Origin of the sequence: Ruegeria sp. B32 (genome assembly GCF_025141855.1) — a bacterium.
GTDB classification, from domain to species: Bacteria; Pseudomonadota; Alphaproteobacteria; order Rhodobacterales; family Rhodobacteraceae; genus Ruegeria; species Ruegeria arenilitoris.
In genome coordinates, this window is record NZ_CP081106.1 from 567,496 (window position 1) to 584,792 (window position 17,297).

The window sequence follows — 17,297 nt, forward strand, 5'->3', positions numbered from 1 at the left end:
CATTTCGAAAAAATTTGCCGATAAACGCTAAGAAGACGAAAAGGTTTACCAAATGATGCAGCTGGACGACAGAGATCGCCGGATTCTGACCCTGCTACAAAGGGACAGCCGTGTGTCGAATGCGGACCTAGCCGACGCGGTCGGTATGTCGACCTCGGCCCTTTGGAGACGGGTGCGCGCATTGGAAGAGGCCGGGATCATTGAACGCTACGGCGCAGTTGTGAACCCGGTCGCGCTGGGGTTGGGGTTCGAGGCGATCGTACATGTGCATCTGACGCGGCATGATCCCGACAAGATCGTGGAGTTCATCCGGGCAATCGAAACCTGCAAGGAAGTTCAGGAATGTTTCGCAACGACCGGTCAAGCAGACTATCACCTGCGAGTGCAGTGTCCCGATCTTGCCGCCTACAACGTCTTTTTGGAGAGGTTTCTGTTTCGTTTGCCGGCCGTGGCAAGTGCGCAAACGAATGTGGTACTGCGCGCGGTCAAACGCAATCGTTCGGTCGAGTTCTGACTAGCGCGCGACGAATTCAACCCAGGCCCAGGCCATGGCGATGTAAGTGAGGTTGTGCAGGCATTGATCCAAACCGGCGGCCCGCCAAAAGGCGGCCTGATCAGGTTGCAATTGTTTCTTGTCGGAATAGCTGGCTTTGGCGAAATCGATATTGAAATGCACGATCCACTCAAGCGCACCGATGATCAAAATGAATGAAAGCGGCGCGCCGAATATCAGGAAAACCACGACTGAACCCACAACATGCACCGCAGCATGCTGTGCGCGCCCGACATGCAGGTACTCCCCCCGCCCAGACAGCATCTTGGGCGTTTGAAGGTAGAAATCGGCAAACATGTGTTTGATCTGCAGTGCACACAGCAGAAGCAACACAGTGCCAAGTGTAGCAGGCAAAAACTACCCTCCCGATATCGTCCTGACCTTCAGACTAAGGGCTATGAGACAGGATCGCAAATGAACTAGTTCACACAAGTCGAAATAGTTTTCGCCTTGGAAACCATTTGCCTATCCAAGCGCGATTGCAGTACCGTCGTGCTGCTTTGACCGCGGCAGGATCGCTGCAAAACAGTTTCGGGTCACCAGTAGGGGCAGGGGCCATAGAACGTTCAATTTTTGGATTTATTTGGAAGTATTCCAAGCGTGATCAGCTTGTTCTGCTGGCCGTGACGGCAACTTTGTTCCCGCTGCTGTACCTGACGCTTGAATTGCCCAAACGCATCATCAACGACGCAATCGGCGCCTCCAGCGAGATCGTGGATGCCTGGGGATACAGTCTGTCGCAGACGACGTTTCTGGTAATTTTGTGCTTCGCCTTTTTGGCGGCGGTGTTGGCGCATGGTTTGATGAAGATGCGCATCAACACGATGAAAGGCGTTCTCAGCGAACGAATGCTGCGCCGGTTCAGATACCAGTTGATCAATCGCGCACTGTTGTTTCCTCAACCCTATTTCGAGCGCGTCAGTCAGGGCGAACTGGTCTCGATGATCACCGCCGAAAGCGAGCCGATGGGCGGGCTGATGGGCGATGCGATCAGCCAGCCTGTCCTTCAGGCGGGGCAGATGCTGACAATCCTGTCCTTTCTATTCCTGCAAAGCGTCTGGTTCGGATTGGCTGCTGTCGCGCTGATCCCATTGCAGGCCTGGCTGATCCCGCGATTGCAGCGCCAGATCAACCTGTTGAACAAGCGCCGGATCCAAGAGGTGCGCGTACTGGCGGCTCAGATCGGCGAGAATGCAGCAGGCGCGGCAACCCTGCGGCAGAACGGCGGCTGGCGCCACCGCCGAGCGCTGATTTCAGATCAACTGTCCCGGCTGTTCAGCATCCGGTTCGAGATCTACCAGAAAAAATTCTTCATGAAGTTCATCAACAACTTCATCTCTCAATTGACTCCGTTCCTATTCTACCTGGTCGGTGGTTTGCTGGTTCTGCAGGGGTCAGTTTCGCTCGGTGCTCTCGTGGCCGCGCTCGCTGCCTACAAGGACCTCAGCTCGCCCTGGAAGGAACTGCTGACCTATTACAACCAGACACAGGACATGTCTCTGCGCTGGGAGGTGGTCATCGAACGGTTCGCCCCGAGCGGCATGCTGGATGAAACCCTGTTCGAAGGCGAGCCCGACAGCCGACCGCACCTGAATGGCCCGATCGAGTTGGAGCAAGTCTCGGTGCGTGATCTGGATGGCAATCAGGTTCTGGATGATCTGAACCTGACCTTCCCCGCCGGTAAGACCATAGGGATCGCCGCCCCCAGCGAAGAGGACCGCCGGGCCCTGGCGGATCTATTGACCCGGGAGATCCTGCCAAGTTCGGGCAGGGTCGAAATCGGGGGTGTTAACCTGTCCTCGCTGCATCAGGCCGTCGTGGCGGCCCGGATCGGTCATGCCACATCGCGACCGGTGATGTTCCAGGGAACCGTTGGCGGCAACGTGATGATGCCGATGCAGCTCAGGCCTCTGACCGCTCCACCGGAGGACGCGGACCACCTTGAAACGCTGCGTGCGGGAAACAGCCCCGATCCCTTCCGGGCCACTTGGCTGGACCCTTCACTGGCCGGGTTCGAAACGGCCGAGCAGCTGCGCGATTGGTGGTTGAAGCTGATCGACGGACTGGGCTCCGGGCCCATCTTGTTCCAACGCGGGGCCGAGTTGGGTTTCGATCCTGAAAAGCATCCCGACCTTGCTGCCAAGCTGATCGAGCTGCGGCCCTTGGTGCAGGACGCCGTCAAAAAGGCTGGTCTGGAGTCGCAAGCCCTGATTTTCGACCGCATGACGTACAACGCTGCACTGCCCGTTGCCGAAAACCTGCTGTTTGCTGTGCCACGCGTGCAGGTGACGCAAGAGTTGCTGGCCCGGCAGACCGTTTTCCTCGGGCAGTTGCGCGAGTTGGGTCTGGATGAAACACTGGTCGGCCTGACACGTGACGTGATCGAAATGCTGCGTCAGATCTTTGGTCTGGACGGGACGGATCACCCGTTGTTCCGCAAGCTGGGACTCGAGGCCGCCACCTACGAAGCTGCTGTCGACCTGGTAGAGAGGACCCGGGAAACCGGCGCATCGGGGTTGGACGATGACCAGTTGGCCAGCCTGCTGGCGGTGCCTTTCGTGATCTCGGCCGAACAGATTGGGCCGGCTTTTTCCGAAGAGCTCAAGAATCGCATCCTCGAACTACGGCACAGCCATTCCGACAAGTTGATGGAGCGCCTGAACGACGTGTTCGAGCCGCTGGACCCGGCCACCTTTGCGCCGGGATTGACGGTTATGGAGAATGCGCTTTTTGGCAAGGTCAGCCAGATCGGGGGCGCGCGGTCGGACGAGGTACGGAAAGTGATCGCAGACGTACTGACCGAAAACGGAGCCCGTCCGCTGGTGGTTGAACTGATCTACGATGTACCGGTCGCGCTGGGCGGGCAGAACCTGCCGGCCGCGCTGGCCGAGCCTTTGGCCTTTACCCGCGCGACGATCAAGAAGCCGGATATCCTGATACTGGAAAACGCACTGGCGAGTTATGGCATGGACACGCAGGTGGCTGTGTTCAGGAACCTGCGTGAGCTGCTTCCGGACGCCACGATCATCTACCTGAACGAACAGTTCAAGAACCCCGGCGCTTTCGACATGTTTGTCGAGATCCGACAGGGGCGCGTAGTGTCCGATCAGGTTCCGTCGGATGTTGAAGGTGACAGTGCAGCCTCGGCGGACCTCACGCGAAAGCTGCGTGCCTTGGAACAGACGCCGCTGTTTTCGGGGCTGGATCGTCGTCAGCTGCGGCTGCTGGCCTTTGGTGCGCGCTGGTACGAGGCAAAGGCCGGCGAAGTCGTGTTCCTCAAGGATGACCAGCCGACCGATGGTGCCTACATGATCATCGACGGCGAAGCGGGTCTGTACCTGCCGCAGCCGCCCGAGGAGGATCGGCTGGTGACCCGCGTCGGCAGCGGTACCTTGGTGGGCGAACTGGGCCTGATCCGCAAAGAGCCCCGTGCGCTCAGCATGGTGGCTGAAACCGATCTCACCTGTCTGCGTATCGGCGAGGAAGAGTTCCTTGCGGTGGTCGAAAACGATGCTGCGACCGCGTTCAAGCTGTTGCAGGTGATCGCAGGCTATGTATCACGCTGACAGGATCAGGCCTGCGGGCTACAGAACAGGGAATGCATCAACTCGATCACCTGCTTGGCTTTGCCGTCGCGCAGCGAATAGTAGATCGTCTTGCCCTCTCGGCGGGTTGAAACCAGGCCTTCGGTTCGCAGGCGCGCCAGCATCTGGCTGACCGCGGCCTGGCGCAACTTGAGCAAGGCTTCAAGCTCGCCCACCGAGCGTTCTCCAGCGGCGAGATGGCACAGGATCATCAAGCGGCCCTGATGCGCCAGCGTCTTGAGGAAAGCCGCTGCTTGCGCGGCGCTTTCCTCCATTTCCGAGGGCAATTCGGATTGTGGGGTCGTCAATTCGGCGTCAGTGAAAGTCACGTGGTACCTTGGGGATGGAAATAAGGGGTAGACGCAGTATGCACCAACTTGTCTGAAATTGTCATCCCTCGGTTGCCGGGGCCCCGCCCTGAAACGCATTGCCGTTGACATAGTCGCAGGGGGCTTCCTGCATCTGCAGGTGCAGACCGTCGCCGGAATAGGGGTGGGCACGGGCCAGTTCCTCGTCGACCTCGATGCCCAGGCCGGGGGCCGAAGGCGGCTCGACAAAGCCGTTATCGACCCGGATCGAGCCCTTGATCAGCTGGTCATGAAACGGCGTTTCGATGGTCTCGAGCAGCAAAAGGTTCGGGATCGAGGCCGCGAGATGGATGTTCGCGGCCCATTCCACCGGCCCGGCATAGAGATGCGGCGCCATCTGCGCATTGAAGACCTCGGCCATGGCGGCGACCTTCTTCATCTCCCAGATACCACCGGCCCGGCCCAAGGCGGGCTGCAGGATCTCGGCCGCGCCGGCGCGCAGAACCGCGCCGAATTCGGCCTTGGTGGTCATCCGCTCGCCCGTGGCCACGGGGATGCGGACACTGCGGGCGACGCGCGCCATGTCCTCGATCATGTCCGGGGGGGTGGGCTCTTCGAACCACAGCGGCGAATAAGGCTCGATTGCCTGCCCAAGACGGATGGCGCCCGCGGTGTTGAATTGGCCATGGGTGCCGAACAGCAGGTCGGCCTTGTCGCCCACGGCGTCACGGATCGCCTTGCAGAAGGCCACCGACATCGAGATGTCGGACATGGCCGGCATATGCCCTCCACGCATCGTGTAGGGGCCGGCGGGGTCGAACTTGACCGCGGTGAAGCCGCGCCGGACCATTTCGGCGGCGCTTTCCCCGGCCTGTTCGGGCGAGGTCCAGAAATCGGTCAAGTTGTGTTGGGGCAGCGGGTAGAGATAGGTGTAGGCGCGGATGCGGTCGTTCATCCGGCCGCCGATCAGAGCGTATACCGGGCGGTCCCGGTCCTTGCCCAGAATGTCCCAACACGCGATTTCCAGCCCCGAAAATGCGCCCATCACCGTCAGGTCGGGGCGCTGGGTGAAGCCGCTGGAATAGGCGCGGCGGAACATCAGCTCGATATTCTCGGGGTTTTCGCCGGCCATGTGGCGGTCGAAGACGTCACGGATGACGTGTTTCATCGCCTCGGGACCGACCGAGGAGGCATAACACTCGCCCCAGCCCGTGACGCCGGTATCAGTGGTGAGTTTCACCAGAATCCAATAGCGCCCGCCCCAGCCCGGCGCGGGCGGAGCGGTCACGATGACGTCGAGTTCCTGCAGTTTCATCCTGTCTCCTCCCGCCGGTTGTCCGGGGCCGTCAGCCCCGGTCGAATACGATCACATTGCGCTTGGCCGACCCGGTCTTGGTGTCCTCGATGGCCTCGTTGATCTGCTCCAGCGTCCAGCGACCCGAGATCAGCTCGTCCAGCTTCAGCCTTCCCTGTTCATACAGATCGATCATCCACGGAATGTCGCGCTGGATCACCACGTCGCCCATCTTCGACCCGACCATGCCCTGACCCAAAGCCGCCAGAATGACCGGCTCATAGCTGGATTGCGCGCCGGAATGCGGCATACCGATCATCACCGCCTTGCCACCGCGACCCAGATAGCGGGGCGCCTGATCATAGGCGGGGATCGCACCGACGGTGATCAGAACGGCATCGGCCCCGCGACCGCCAAGGGCCTTGTAGGCTGCTCTCCACGGTTCTTTCAGCGTGGCCAGAACCCCATGCGTGGCGCCGAATTCCTGGGCGATTTCCAGCTTTTCCTCGGTCATGTCGACGGCCACGATCCGCCGGGCCCCGGCCAGCCGCGCGCCCTGGATGGCGTTCAGACCCACCCCGCCAGCGCCGATGACCACGACATCCTGACCCGGGCGCAACTGCGCGGCGTTGACCGCGGCCCCCACGCCGGTGATCACCCCGCAGGACAGCAGGCTGGCCACGTCCTTGGGCATCGCGTCGGGTATCCTGACGATCTGGCGGTGGCTGACCACGACCTTTTCGGCGAAGGCTCCGCAGGCCATCGCCTGTTCCAGCGGCCCGCCATCCGCAGTGCGCAGTGGGCCCTTGACGGTGTCATAGGGCGTTTCGCAGATCACCGGCTTGCCGCTGGCGCAGGACGGGCAGGACCCGCAGGCGCGGATCAGGGTCACCACGACCGCATCGCCAACCTTGAACCCTCCGCTGGCTTCTCCGACGGCCGAGACCACACCGGCGGCCTCGTGCCCGTAGACGGCGGGCAGAAACCCGCCCCAAGCGCCGCTGGCATAGGTGATGTCGGAATGGCAGATCGCCACCGCATCCAGCGTGACTTCGACCTCGCCCATGCCGGGCGGCGCGATCTGGATGTCTTCGATGACAAGCGGTTCGTTGAAGGCGCGGCATACGGCGGCTTTGATGGTCTGCATGGATCCCTCGTTTGGTTTGGGCCACGGTGACGCGGGAATCTGCGGTCCGCAAGGTAGAAACCGTCATTCCCGTGTCGTTGTTACGTTTCGCTGGGATGTGCGCGCAGAAACAGGACGAATCCGGCCAGCATCAGCAGCAATGCCAACAGGAACGGGGCCCCTGGAAGGTAGAATGCTGCATCAACGCGCGCGAATTGGGCGAAAACGGTGGTCATCACCAACGGGGAGATCACCATCGACAGCGCGTGGAGCGCGGCCAGAACCCCCTGAAGCTCTCCCTGCTGCGAATCCGGCGTTGCGCGTGACATCTGTGCCTGAAGGGCCGGCGTCACGACGGCGCCCAGTGCGGTGATCGGAATCAGCATCAACGCAATCGTGCCGTTTGTGAGAAAACCCAGGGCCAGAAAGCTGACGATCTCGAAGATCATGCCCCAAACGATCGTGGTCCGCTCTCCCAAGTGGCGGGTGGCGGGGCGGATCAAGCCGCCCTGAACCGCCGCCATGCCCAATCCGTAGACCGCGAGTGACAACCCGATCATCTGCGGTGACCAACCGAAACGCTCGGTCGTGAAGTATGACCAGATGGCGGGATAGACGTAGATCGATACCGAGTACAAAAAGTATACCCACAGCAACGGTCGGATGCCGGGCAGGGCGGCGATGGCACGCAATGCGCTGTCAGGACGCGCGCGGTGCCAGCGGAATCCGCGGCGGTTTTTGTCCGTGACCGTCTCAGGCATGACCGCGAGGCCCAGCAGGAAATTCGCAAATGACAATCCGGCAGCCGCCCAGAACGGGGCGCGGGTTCCGTATTCGCTCAGCAATCCGCCCATCAAAGGGCCGAGGACGAAACCCACACCAAAAGCTGCTCCGATGAGACCGAAATTGGCGGCCTTTTCATGAGGTTTCGAAACGTCCGCCATAAAGGCCGCTGCGGTAGAGTGGGTGGCCGCGGTGATGCCACCCACGATGCGGCCGATCAGCAGCAGCCAGATACTGCCGGCCATGGCCATGACCACGTAGTCCAAGCTCATGACAAACAGGGAAACCAGCAAGACCGCGCGGCGTCCGTAAGCATCCGACAGGTTGCCCAGCACCGGACCGAACAGGAATTGCATCGCGGCAAAGGCCGTGCTGAGGATCCCGCCCCAGATGGCTGCCGATGCCAGAGAGCCGCCCTGAACCTCAACGATCAGCTGAGGCATGATCGGCATGACCAGTCCGATGCCCATGGCATCGATCATGACAGTGCCGAGGACGAACAGAAAAGGAAGACGCATGAACCCGCACGAATGACTTATTTTGCAGGACCTTAGTCGCCCGCCTGTCGTGTTGTAACCCGGTCTTTTGTGATCGAGGCGAAAATCTCGACTGACGGCACGTCAGCCTCGGCCTGGCCGGATCTCAGACGCGGGTAGCGATTGCGTCCAATTGGCGGGCCAGATCCGCGGGATGCGAGAAGAATGGAGAATGGGAACTGTCGATCGTCAGGCGCAGTTCGGGCGGCGCGCAATGGCTCATCTCTTCCTGGTATTCAGTCGGAATTGTCCGGTCATCCATAGTGCGGATATAGGCCTTGGGAATTCCGTCAAAACGCTCGCTCAGGCCCAACGGCGTGTCCTGCGGGCGGATCGCCTGCGGGCACAGGCGGGCCAGGGCATAGGTGACAACGTCGGCCGGACAGTCGTGGTAGAAGAGGGATTGCACCCGTTCCGGCAACACGCTGTAGGACAGTCCGTCTGCCGATTTCTCGACCGCATCGCCAATCAGCTGCCTTGGTGCACGCCGGCGCATTTCTATCATCGACAGCCCGGGGACCGGCACGTAGGCGCAGACATAGATCAGGGCCCGCATCCGGTCTGGGGCGAATTCGGCGGCCGCACTGATCGGGTAGCCGCCCCAGGAGTGGCCGACAAGGATCGTTTGCGGGGTCGTGGCATTCAAAACCGCATCTCGACATGTCTCGAGCGTGACCTCGGATACTGGGGTCGGGTCCGATCCATGGCTGGGCAGGTCGATCGCACGGACCGAATGCCCCAGATTCTCAAGTTCCGGTATCAGATCGCGCCAGCACCATGCGCCGTGGCAAGACCCGTGAACAAGAAGAAATTCCGCCACCGTGACCTCCTTCAGATATGTCCGGTTTCTCGCAGAAAAGCGTTCAGCAGCTCGGCGTAGACCTCGGGCCGCTCGACGCAGGGCAGGTGCCCGGCCTTGCGGATCAGCTCGAACCGGGAGCCGGGGATCAGGTCGACGGTTTCGCGCACCAGATCGGGAGGGGTCGAGCCATCTTCCGAGCCCGCAATTCCCAGCGTCGGCAGTCTGAGCCCGCTGGTTGGCGTATAGAAATCCGTGCCGGAGATGGCGGAACAGCAGCCCAGATACCCCTGCACCGGTTGGCGTACCATCATGTTGCGCCATAGCTCGACATCGGGGGTATCCCGAAATGCTTTCGAAAACCAGCGCTCCATGGTTGCGTCGGCCAGCGCCTCGATCCCACCTGCACGAACGGCGGCCATCCGATCGGCCCACATGGCGGGCGTCCCGATTTTGGCGGCCGTGTTTGACAGGACCATCGCCCGGATCTGATCCATCCGCTTGACGGCCAGTCCCTGCGCGATCATTCCGCCGATCGACAGGCCGACGAAGACGCAATCCCGCACCTCGAGAAAGTCCAGAAGCCGCTCGGCATCGCGCACCAGACTTCCCATCGAATAGGGACCATCCGGTTGCGAAGACAGGCCGTGCCCCCGTTTGTCATAGCGGATGATGCGCAGACCTTTGGGAAGCAGAGGTAGCACGGGGTCCCACAAGCGCATGTCGGTGCCCAACGAATTGGCAAAAACCAAAGGTGGACCATCCGGGTCACCGTCCAGGCGATAGTGAATCTGAACATCTCCGAAATCAGCGATGTGCATCTGGTCAGCCTTTTCTGCTGCGATCATTCCGACAGTTTACGCCGCGATTTATTGCATCTGTCCTAACCCGTTGTCAGGTAAGGAATTCCAACGCGCGGGCAAAGACCTGCGGATCGACATTCCCGCCCGATGCCACGACGATAACGGCGTCGCCCTGGATCTCGTTCTTGCGGAACAACGCCGACGCCAACGAGACTGCCCCGCCCGGTTCCAGAACGACCTTGAGGCGCAGGAACGCCAAGGCCATGGCGCGGAGAGCCTCGTCTTCCGATACCGCCAATCCCGGTCCGCAGAGGCGACGGAGGATCGGAAAGGTAATATCACCGGGCCGCGGTGTCAGGATCGCGTCGCAGATATTGCCTGCGGCTGCGTTGTTGGTCTGAACGGACCCCGAGGCCAGGGATCTTTTGACATCGTCGAATCCTTCGGGTTCGCAGGGGCGCGCCCTGAGACCCGGCGCATGTTTTTCCAGGGCAAGTGCCACGCCTGAGGTCAGTCCACCGCCACCACAGCATACCAGAACATCGGCGTCGGTCACACCGAGATCGCGCGCCTGCCGCGCCACCTCGAGGCCGACGGTGCCCTGACCGGCGATCACCTGCGGTTCGTCATACGGGCGGATCAACGTAAGACCGCGCTCCCGGGACAACGCCTCGCCGATCTCTTCGCGGCTTTCATTGGCGCGATCATATAGGATGACCTCGGCGCCCAACGCGCGAGTGTTTTTGATTTTCAGAGCCGGTGCGTCGGATGGCATGATGATGACGGACTGAACACCATGAAGCGTAGCGGCATGCGCCACGCCCTGCGCATGGTTGCCTGATGAATACGCGATCACCCCGCGTTTGCGAGCCTCGGAATCCAGGGCGGAAATCGCAGACCACGCGCCGCGAAACTTGAAGCTTCCGGTGTGTTGAAGACACTCGGGCTTGACCAGAACGCTCCGCCCGGCAAGGTCGTCCAGAAACGGCGATGTGAGGATCGGGGTTTCGCGCGCGTGCCCTTGCAGGCGCACGGCAGCGGCTTCGATCAGGTCAATTGTGCTCATATCAAATCCAGTACTTTGCGAATGACGGTAATGGACTGCGGTTCGTCCAGAAATGGAACATGGCCCCGTTCGGGCACTTCGGCCGAAATCAACCCCGCATGACGCTGCTGCATCGCTGAAAGGGTCTCGGCGCTCAGCAAGTCCGAGTTCGCTCCACGGATCACTCCGGTGGGAAGCGGGTTCAGGGCTTCGAACAATGGCCACAAATCAGCGGGCGGGCCCGCAGCAATCTGTTCTTGCAATGCGGTTCTCAATGCGGGGTCATAGCGCAACCGTAGGCCGGTGCCGGTTTCTTCGTATTGGAATGAGGCCTGCTTTCTCCAGGTTTCAACCGATACGCCCGGAAACTGCGGGTCCATCGCCTGTTTCAGCGCAAACGCGGCCTGTTCCAGCGTTGTTGCGACAGGAACCTTGCCGACATAATCCATGATGCGCCCGATGGCCGACGGTTCGATTACGGGGCCCACATCATTCAAAATGACGGCACTCAGACGTTCGGGGCAAATTGCGGCGAGGGTCATGGCAATCAACCCGCCACGCGAGGTGCCAAGGATGCTGACCCGATCTAGCTTGAGGTGATCCAGCAACTCGATCACGTCCTGTGCCTCGCGCGGAACGGAATAGTTGCGATAATCCGGATCAAAATCCGAGTCGCCGCGCCCCCGATAGTCCATCGTAATGACACGCAGTCCGTTGGCGTGCGGCGCGAAGAAGGAAAAATCCCGGCTGTTTCTGGTCAGGCCGGCAAGGCACAGCAGTGGCTTGCCGCTGCCTGTATCTTCGTAGGCCAGGCGCAGACCGTCAGACGTCGTGAATTGTGGCATCAAACGCCTGCCAGTTCCGGGATCGAGGTCAGGTCGGACAGGACATGCGCCGGGGTCCACGGCAATCGGTCCATCGGCTCGCCGGCGCGGTTGACCCAGGCCGTAACGAACCCGTATCCGCTGGCTCCGGCGGCGTCCCAACCATTCGAGCTGACGAACAGAACGTTCGATCGTTCGCACCCGAAACGGTCGCACACAAGATCATAGACCCGTGCATGCGGTTTGAAGACGCCGACGCTTTCGACTGACAGAATGTCGTCCAATACGCCGCCGATACCCGCAGATCTGACCGCGCCTTCCAGCATGGGCGGCGATCCGTTGGACAGGATCGCGGTCTGCATCCCGCCATCCTTGAGCGCCTTCAGCATGGCGGGAACCTCGGGATAGGCCTGCAGTTCCCAATACAGGTCCAGCAGTCTCTGCCGCAGCGCTGGGTCCCTCTGCAAGCCTGTCGCCTCGAGCGCCCAGTCCAGGCCATCCTGCGTTACGTCCCAGAAATCGGCATGTGCGTCCGCCACAGCACGCAGCCACGTGTATTGCAGCTGCTTCAACCGCCAGTGGTTGGCCAGTTCAGGCCACTTGTCACGCAGCGCATCCTGGCCCGGTTCGGCGGCCGCCTGACGTGCGGCTGCGGCCACGTCGAAAAGGGTTCCGTACGCATCGAAAACGCAGGTTGTGATCGCCATCTGCCTCTCCCCATCTTCCGGGGCAGGTTGGCACAGGCCATGCGCGGGTTAAAGCGTAAAAGGGTTTACATTGCCGGGTCAGTCTCTAGGTTGGACCGCTCATTCCAAACTCAGGTCGGAGACAGTCATGACCGCAATCAAACAAGGCGACACAGTTCGCATTCACTACACTGGAACTTTGCGGGACGGCAACGTTTTCGACAGCTCGGAAGGACGCGATCCACTTGAGTTCGCCGTGGGGTCCGGCCAGATCATTCCCGGTCTGGACGCCGCTCTGCCGGGTATGGAAATCGGCGAGAAGAAGCGGGTCGAAGTGGATTGTCAGGACGCCTATGGGCCGATCAATCCCGCTATGCGCCAGGACGTCCCGCGCGAAGGCATCCCAGACGACATCCCGCTGGACCCCGGCACCCAGCTGCAGATGCAGACCCCCGATGGCCAGGCGCTGCCTGTGACGGTAGTGGACGCCAACGAAGAAACCGTGACCCTGGACGCAAACCATCCGCTGGCGGGCCAGGATCTGATCTTCGACATCGAGGTCGTTTCGATCAACTGATCAGCGCGCGTTCAGCCGCCCAACAATGACCCAACCGCCTCACGAAGCTGCGGTTGGGTATAGAAGATCCACAATACCAACAATGTCGTCAGGGTCAGCAGCAGCGTTCGCGCGCGGCTGCTGAGCACTCCGGTCTTGCGACGAGAGTGAGATGCACGCGTATTGGTCGCGATTATCCGGTCTAGTTTGCTCATGTGATATCCCTGCCGCGGAAGTTTGGTAAAATCTTGGCAACGACAGGGAAAGATCGCGTCACATGAAGTCGGGCTGAGGCATTCCAAGGATGTGGAAACCGCCGTCTACGCGAATGATTTCACCGGTGGTGCAGGCCCCCGCGTCTGACGCAAGGTAGACGGCCGTGCCGCCAACCGCTTCGAGCGTAGCATTCGATCGCAGCGGGGCGTTCTGGTCGCAGAACTTGTAGGTCTTGCGAGCCCCCCCGATGGCCGCGCCGGCCAGGGTTTTCATAGGTCCGGGCGAGATGGCGTTGACTCGGATCCCGTCGGGGCCCAGATCGTTTGCAAGATAGCGCGTCGCCGATTCCAGTGCAGCCTTTGCGACACCCATGACATTGTAGTTCGGCACGACCTTGTTCGAACCCTGATAGGTCAGGGTGAGCAGCGTCCCGCCGTTTTCCTTCATCATCGGATAGGCGCGACGGGCCACTTCGATGAATGAATAGGCCGAGACATCCAGCGAGTGCTTGAAATTCGCCCGCGTGGTGTTCAGGAACCGCCCGGTCAGCTCGGTCTTGTCCGAGTAGGCGATGGCATGGACGAGGAAATCAATCGTTGGCCAACGGGCGGCCAGTTCGTCGAAGGCTCGGTCCAGCGATGCGTCATCGGTCACGTCCGCATCGACCATGAAGTCGCTGCCCAGGCTCTGTGCAAGCGGTTCCAGCCGTTTTCCGAAAGCCTCGCCCTGGTAGGTGAATGCCAGTTCAGCGCCTGCCTCGTGCATGGCCTTGGCAATGCCCCAGGCGATCGACCGGTCATTGGCGACGCCCATGATCAGCCCGCGCTTACCCTTCATAGAATCCGACATCATAATCACCCGTTATACTTGGACAGAATCATGGAACCGTTGGTGCCACCAAAGCCGAAGCTGTTGGTCATGACACTGTCCAAACCTGCGTTTTCAACAACCTCAGTTGCGATTTCGCCGGGCTGGATGCCTTCGGCCAGCGTGTCGACATTGATCGACGGCGCAATGAAATCATGCTGCAGCATCAAGAGGCAGAAAATCGCCTCGAGCGCGCCGGCAGCACCCTGAGCGTGGCCGGTCATCGACTTGGTCGAGGAGATCGGCGGCACATTGCCCTCGCCGAAAATCCGGCGGACGGCTTCGACTTCGCCCACATCCCCGACCGGTGTCGAGGTCCCGTGGGCGTTGATGTAGCCGACCTTGCGGCCTTCGGGCAGGGTGGACAAGGCCAGGCGCATCGCGCGCTCTCCACCTTCTCCCGAGGGCGCGACCATGTCGTGCCCGTCCGAGGTTGCGGCATAGCCCGTCACCTCGGCATAGATCTTCGCGCCCCGGGCCAGAGCATGTTCCAGCTCTTCCAGAACGACGATGCCGCCGCCGCCCGAGATCACGAACCCGTCGCGGTTCTGATCGAACGCGCGCGAGGCTTTTTCGGGGGTGTCGTTGTATTTCGAGGACATCGCGCCCATCGCATCGAACAGGCAGGACAGGGTCCAATCCAGTTCTTCGCCGCCACCGGCGAACATCACGTCCTGTTTGCCCAGCATGATCTGCTCGGCCGCGTTTCCGATGCAATGCAGCGACGTCGAACAGGCCGAGGTGATCGAGTAGTTGATCCCCTTGATCTTGAACGCGGTCGCCAGGTTGGCCGAGATCGTCGAGCACATGCATTTCGGAACGGCAAACGGTCCGATGCGCTTGGTTGCGCCGGTTTTCAGAACGGTCTGGTGCGCCGTCAGCATGGCGCTGGTGGACGGTCCACCGGACCCGGCAACAAGACCGGTACGCGGGTTGACGACCTGATCTTCGCTCAGTCCCGCGTCAGCGATTGCCTGGCTCATCGCGATATGGGCATACGCGGCGCCTGGTCCCATGAACCGCAAAGTGCGCTTGTCGACCTGTTCCGACACATCGATCTTGAGCGTCCCTGCAACCTGGCTGCGGAAGCCGTGCTCGACCATCTGCTCGCTGGCCTCGATGCCGGACTTACCCGCCTTGAGCGAGGCCAGAACCTCTTGGGCATTGTTCCCGATGGAAGAGACAACCCCCAAACCGGTGACGACGACGCGACGCATTTGCGTTCTCCTGTGTTCCATTCCCTGTTGACTGTCAGTCAGCTGGGGTCAGCTTTCCGACAATGCAACCTTCATGTCCTTGACCTGATAGATGACTTCGCCATCCGCTTCGACCCGGCCATCCGCCACACCCATGGTCAGGCGGCGGGTCTGGACTGCCTTGGTGAAGTCCACGTAATAGGTCAGCATCTTGCGGTCGGGGCGCACCATGCCTGTCAGTTTCACTTCGCCCACACCCAGCGCATAGCCGCGACCCTGCCAGCCACGCCAGCCGAGGTTGAAACCAGTCAGCTGCCACAGTCCGTCAAGACCCAGACAACCCGGCATGATCGGGTTTCCTGGAAAGTGGCAATCGAAGAACCAAAGGTCCGGTGTGATGTCGAATTCCGCCACGACATGCCCCTTGCCGTGCGCGCCGCCGTCGCCTGAAATGTCGGTGATGCGGTCCATCATCAGCATCGGGGGAGCCGGAAGCTGAGCATTTCCGGGGCCGAAGAGTTCGCCGCGGGCGCATTTCAGCAGGTCGTCCTTGTCAAAGCTGCTTGGGAATTGGGCCATTCTGCCGCGTCTCCTGCCAGGGGTCTGTATTCAATCTCGCCTCGTCTACCACCCGTTTGCAAGGTCCTGCAAGACCACCCGAACACATCCGGCCCGCCATAGCCGTTGGTTGCGAATGAATTTCATTTGAAATTGGTGGTGGTCGGCACTTATATATTGGGGCAGGGGAAATTGGGTAATGGTTTCATGACAGCTCAAAGCCGGGACATCGCTACGAACTGGTTGGTTGACGCCGGGCTGCGCCCGACGCGCCAGCGTGTTGCCTTGGCCGAATTGCTGGTGGGCGATGGCCGCCACCGACATGTTACCGCCGAAAGCCTGTTCGAGTCGGCCAAGAACAAGGGCGACGCGGTTTCCCTTGCTACGGTCTACAATACCCTGCGTGCCTTCTGCGATGCCGGCGTTCTGCAGGAAATCACCGTGGACGGCTCAAAAAGCTATTTCGACACCAACACCCATGACCACCCGCATTTCTTCTGGGAGGACGAGGGCCGCCTGAGCGATGCGCCGTCCGAGCAACTGGTTATCCAGCGTCTGCCCGAAGCGCCGGCCGGGGTCGAGATCGCGTCGGTGGACGTTGTCATCCGGCTGCGCAAAAAGCGCTGATCACAGTTTCCCAAGCGACCTAACCAGAGCCTGTTCAGCAGCAGAGATTGTCGTGTCCGCAGGGCCGGTGCCGTGACGAACCAGAATCACGGCCTCGGTGGCATCGGGGTCGCTGATCGGCAGGCTCAGCAGCCGCATCCGATCATAGCTGAGGCCGTTTTGCGGGCTGGCATAGCTGATGCCCACCCCTTCACCATGGGCCGCAAGACTGCGTTGGATCTCGAGCGATTCCGCGCGGTAGGACACGCTGGGGTGCAGCCCATGACGCCGGAACAGGCCCAAGACATGCTGCGCTGACAGACCTTCTTTGGACAGGATGAGCGGGTATTGCTCAAGCTCGGCAAGTGAAACGCTGCCTTGCCCGGCCAAAGGGTGCGCGGGACTGACCAGCGCGTTTGGCGTACTGTCCAGCAGCTTGTGGCGTGAGAAACCGGCATCGAGGCCCAGATCATAGGTGAGCGCCAGATCGAAACGGCCGTCGGTCAATCCGCTGATCAAGCCTTCGAAAGTGTCTACCCCGTGGGTCAGAACGATATCGGGAAGGGTGTCCCTGATCGTTTGCATTGCCCGCGCCAGCAGGAACGGTGCAAGATCTACAAAACAACCCAACTTCAAACGGCTTGTTCCGGCAACCAGGGCTTTCGCCTCTTCGATCCGGGCAGCGCTCGTCAGCAAGGCTTCGGCCCTGTCGATGAACTCGCGCCCCTGAGGCGTCAGCGACATTGCCGCGCCGCGTCGGCGCGAGAACAGTGGGTGGCCCAGGTGTTCTTCGACCCGGGTCAGCGCGTTTGAAAGCGCAGGTTGCGAAACGTTCAGGTGCTGTGCCGCGGCGGACAGGCTTCCGTGTCGCCCAATGGCGCAAACATATTCGTACTGGCGCAAGGTGATATATAACATGGAGTTAATGCTTATTTTGAAAGATATGATTTGAACAGG

Annotated in this window: 19 protein-coding genes; 4 read left to right on the forward strand and 15 right to left on the reverse strand. The window is 60.8% G+C overall.

Translation table 11 applies throughout. The features are described from left to right. The first annotated feature begins 52 nt into the window (after positions 1-52). Positions 53-514, forward strand: coding sequence for an Lrp/AsnC family transcriptional regulator (locus K3752_RS03000; protein WP_244952314.1), 462 nt, complete (start codon positions 53-55; stop codon positions 512-514). Here the strand turns inward: K3752_RS03000 and K3752_RS03005 are convergent, their stop codons facing one another. Then, a complete protein-coding gene (locus tag K3752_RS03005; RefSeq protein WP_254437045.1) occupies positions 515-850 on the reverse strand; it encodes a DUF3307 domain-containing protein in 336 nt (111 codons plus the stop codon). Between the two features lie 272 nt (positions 851-1,122). On the opposite strand from K3752_RS03005, the gene K3752_RS03010 reads away from it, so the two are divergent. Further along, entirely contained in the window at positions 1,123-4,119 is a 2,997-nt protein-coding gene (locus K3752_RS03010; RefSeq protein WP_260066246.1) for a cyclic nucleotide-binding domain-containing protein, read from the forward strand. Between the two features lie 5 nt (positions 4,120-4,124). Here K3752_RS03010 and K3752_RS03015 read toward each other — a convergent pair whose 3' ends face one another. From K3752_RS03015 to K3752_RS03055, 9 genes are all read right to left on the reverse strand, one after another. Beyond that, on the reverse strand, positions 4,125-4,412 hold the full coding sequence (locus K3752_RS03015; RefSeq protein ID WP_170340532.1) for a helix-turn-helix transcriptional regulator: 288 nt from the start codon (positions 4,410-4,412) through the stop codon (positions 4,125-4,127). A 115-nt stretch (positions 4,413-4,527) separates the two neighbouring features. Further along, positions 4,528-5,760, reverse strand: coding sequence for a mandelate racemase/muconate lactonizing enzyme family protein (locus K3752_RS03020; protein WP_260064874.1), 1,233 nt, complete (start codon positions 5,758-5,760; stop codon positions 4,528-4,530). A gap of 31 nt (positions 5,761-5,791) precedes the next feature. After that, a complete protein-coding gene (locus K3752_RS03025) occupies positions 5,792-6,886 on the reverse strand; it encodes a Zn-dependent alcohol dehydrogenase (protein ID WP_260064876.1) in 1,095 nt (364 codons plus the stop codon). Between the two features lie 80 nt (positions 6,887-6,966). After that, the gene (locus tag K3752_RS03030) at positions 6,967-8,166 is read right to left on the reverse strand and encodes a TCR/Tet family MFS transporter (protein ID WP_093964576.1); all 1,200 of its coding nucleotides are present in this window, start codon (positions 8,164-8,166) and stop codon (positions 6,967-6,969) included. A 124-nt stretch (positions 8,167-8,290) separates the two neighbouring features. Next, positions 8,291-9,004: an alpha/beta fold hydrolase gene (locus K3752_RS03035; RefSeq protein ID WP_260064879.1), complete on the reverse strand. Its 714-nt coding sequence runs from the start codon at positions 9,002-9,004 to the stop codon at positions 8,291-8,293. Positions 9,005-9,015: 11 nt separating this feature from the next. Next, on the reverse strand, positions 9,016-9,804 hold the full coding sequence (pcaD, locus tag K3752_RS03040) for a 3-oxoadipate enol-lactonase (protein ID WP_170405383.1): 789 nt from the start codon (positions 9,802-9,804) through the stop codon (positions 9,016-9,018). Positions 9,805-9,877: 73 nt separating this feature from the next. Further along, the gene (locus K3752_RS03045; protein ID WP_170357070.1) at positions 9,878-10,852 is read right to left on the reverse strand and encodes a threonine/serine dehydratase; all 975 of its coding nucleotides are present in this window, start codon (positions 10,850-10,852) and stop codon (positions 9,878-9,880) included. Next, entirely contained in the window at positions 10,849-11,676 is an 828-nt protein-coding gene (locus tag K3752_RS03050; protein ID WP_260064881.1) for an alpha/beta fold hydrolase, read from the reverse strand. The genes K3752_RS03045 and K3752_RS03050 overlap by 4 nt, the downstream gene beginning before the upstream one ends. Next, entirely contained in the window at positions 11,676-12,362 is a 687-nt protein-coding gene (locus tag K3752_RS03055) for a haloacid dehalogenase type II (RefSeq protein ID WP_170390854.1), read from the reverse strand. Before K3752_RS03055 ends, K3752_RS03050 begins: the two co-directional genes overlap by 1 nt. Before the next feature lie 127 nt (positions 12,363-12,489). Between K3752_RS03055 and K3752_RS03060 the strand changes: the two genes are divergently transcribed. Then, complete coding sequence (locus tag K3752_RS03060) at positions 12,490-12,918, forward strand: peptidylprolyl isomerase (protein ID WP_170339858.1); 429 nt, start codon at positions 12,490-12,492, stop codon at positions 12,916-12,918. 11 nt (positions 12,919-12,929) lie between these two features. On the opposite strand, the gene K3752_RS03065 is transcribed toward K3752_RS03060, so the two are convergent. From K3752_RS03065 to fabA, 4 genes are read right to left on the reverse strand one after another with little or no spacing between them, the layout of a single operon-like run. Further along, positions 12,930-13,112: a hypothetical protein gene (locus tag K3752_RS03065; protein ID WP_170340421.1), complete on the reverse strand. Its 183-nt coding sequence runs from the start codon at positions 13,110-13,112 to the stop codon at positions 12,930-12,932. A 58-nt stretch (positions 13,113-13,170) separates the two neighbouring features. Continuing rightward, positions 13,171-13,962: an enoyl-ACP reductase gene (locus K3752_RS03070; RefSeq protein WP_093965010.1), complete on the reverse strand. Its 792-nt coding sequence runs from the start codon at positions 13,960-13,962 to the stop codon at positions 13,171-13,173. A 5-nt stretch (positions 13,963-13,967) separates the two neighbouring features. Then, positions 13,968-15,197 (reverse strand): beta-ketoacyl-ACP synthase I, encoded by a 1,230-nt coding sequence (gene fabB, locus K3752_RS03075; protein WP_170357074.1) that lies wholly within the window; start codon positions 15,195-15,197, stop codon positions 13,968-13,970. 48 nt (positions 15,198-15,245) lie between these two features. Further along, complete coding sequence (gene fabA / locus K3752_RS03080) at positions 15,246-15,755, reverse strand: bifunctional 3-hydroxydecanoyl-ACP dehydratase/trans-2-decenoyl-ACP isomerase (protein ID WP_093964585.1); 510 nt, start codon at positions 15,753-15,755, stop codon at positions 15,246-15,248. Between the two features lie 186 nt (positions 15,756-15,941). Here fabA and irrA point away from each other — a divergent pair, with 186 nt between their 5' ends. Then, complete coding sequence (irrA, locus tag K3752_RS03085) at positions 15,942-16,361, forward strand: iron response transcriptional regulator IrrA (protein ID WP_170340427.1); 420 nt, start codon at positions 15,942-15,944, stop codon at positions 16,359-16,361. Here the strand turns inward: irrA and K3752_RS03090 are convergent, their stop codons facing one another. Next, positions 16,362-17,258 carry a LysR family transcriptional regulator gene (locus tag K3752_RS03090; RefSeq protein ID WP_170434355.1) on the reverse strand — a complete coding sequence of 299 codons (897 nt, stop codon included), beginning with the start codon at positions 17,256-17,258 and terminating at the stop codon, positions 16,362-16,364. Positions 17,259-17,297 lie beyond the last annotated feature (39 nt).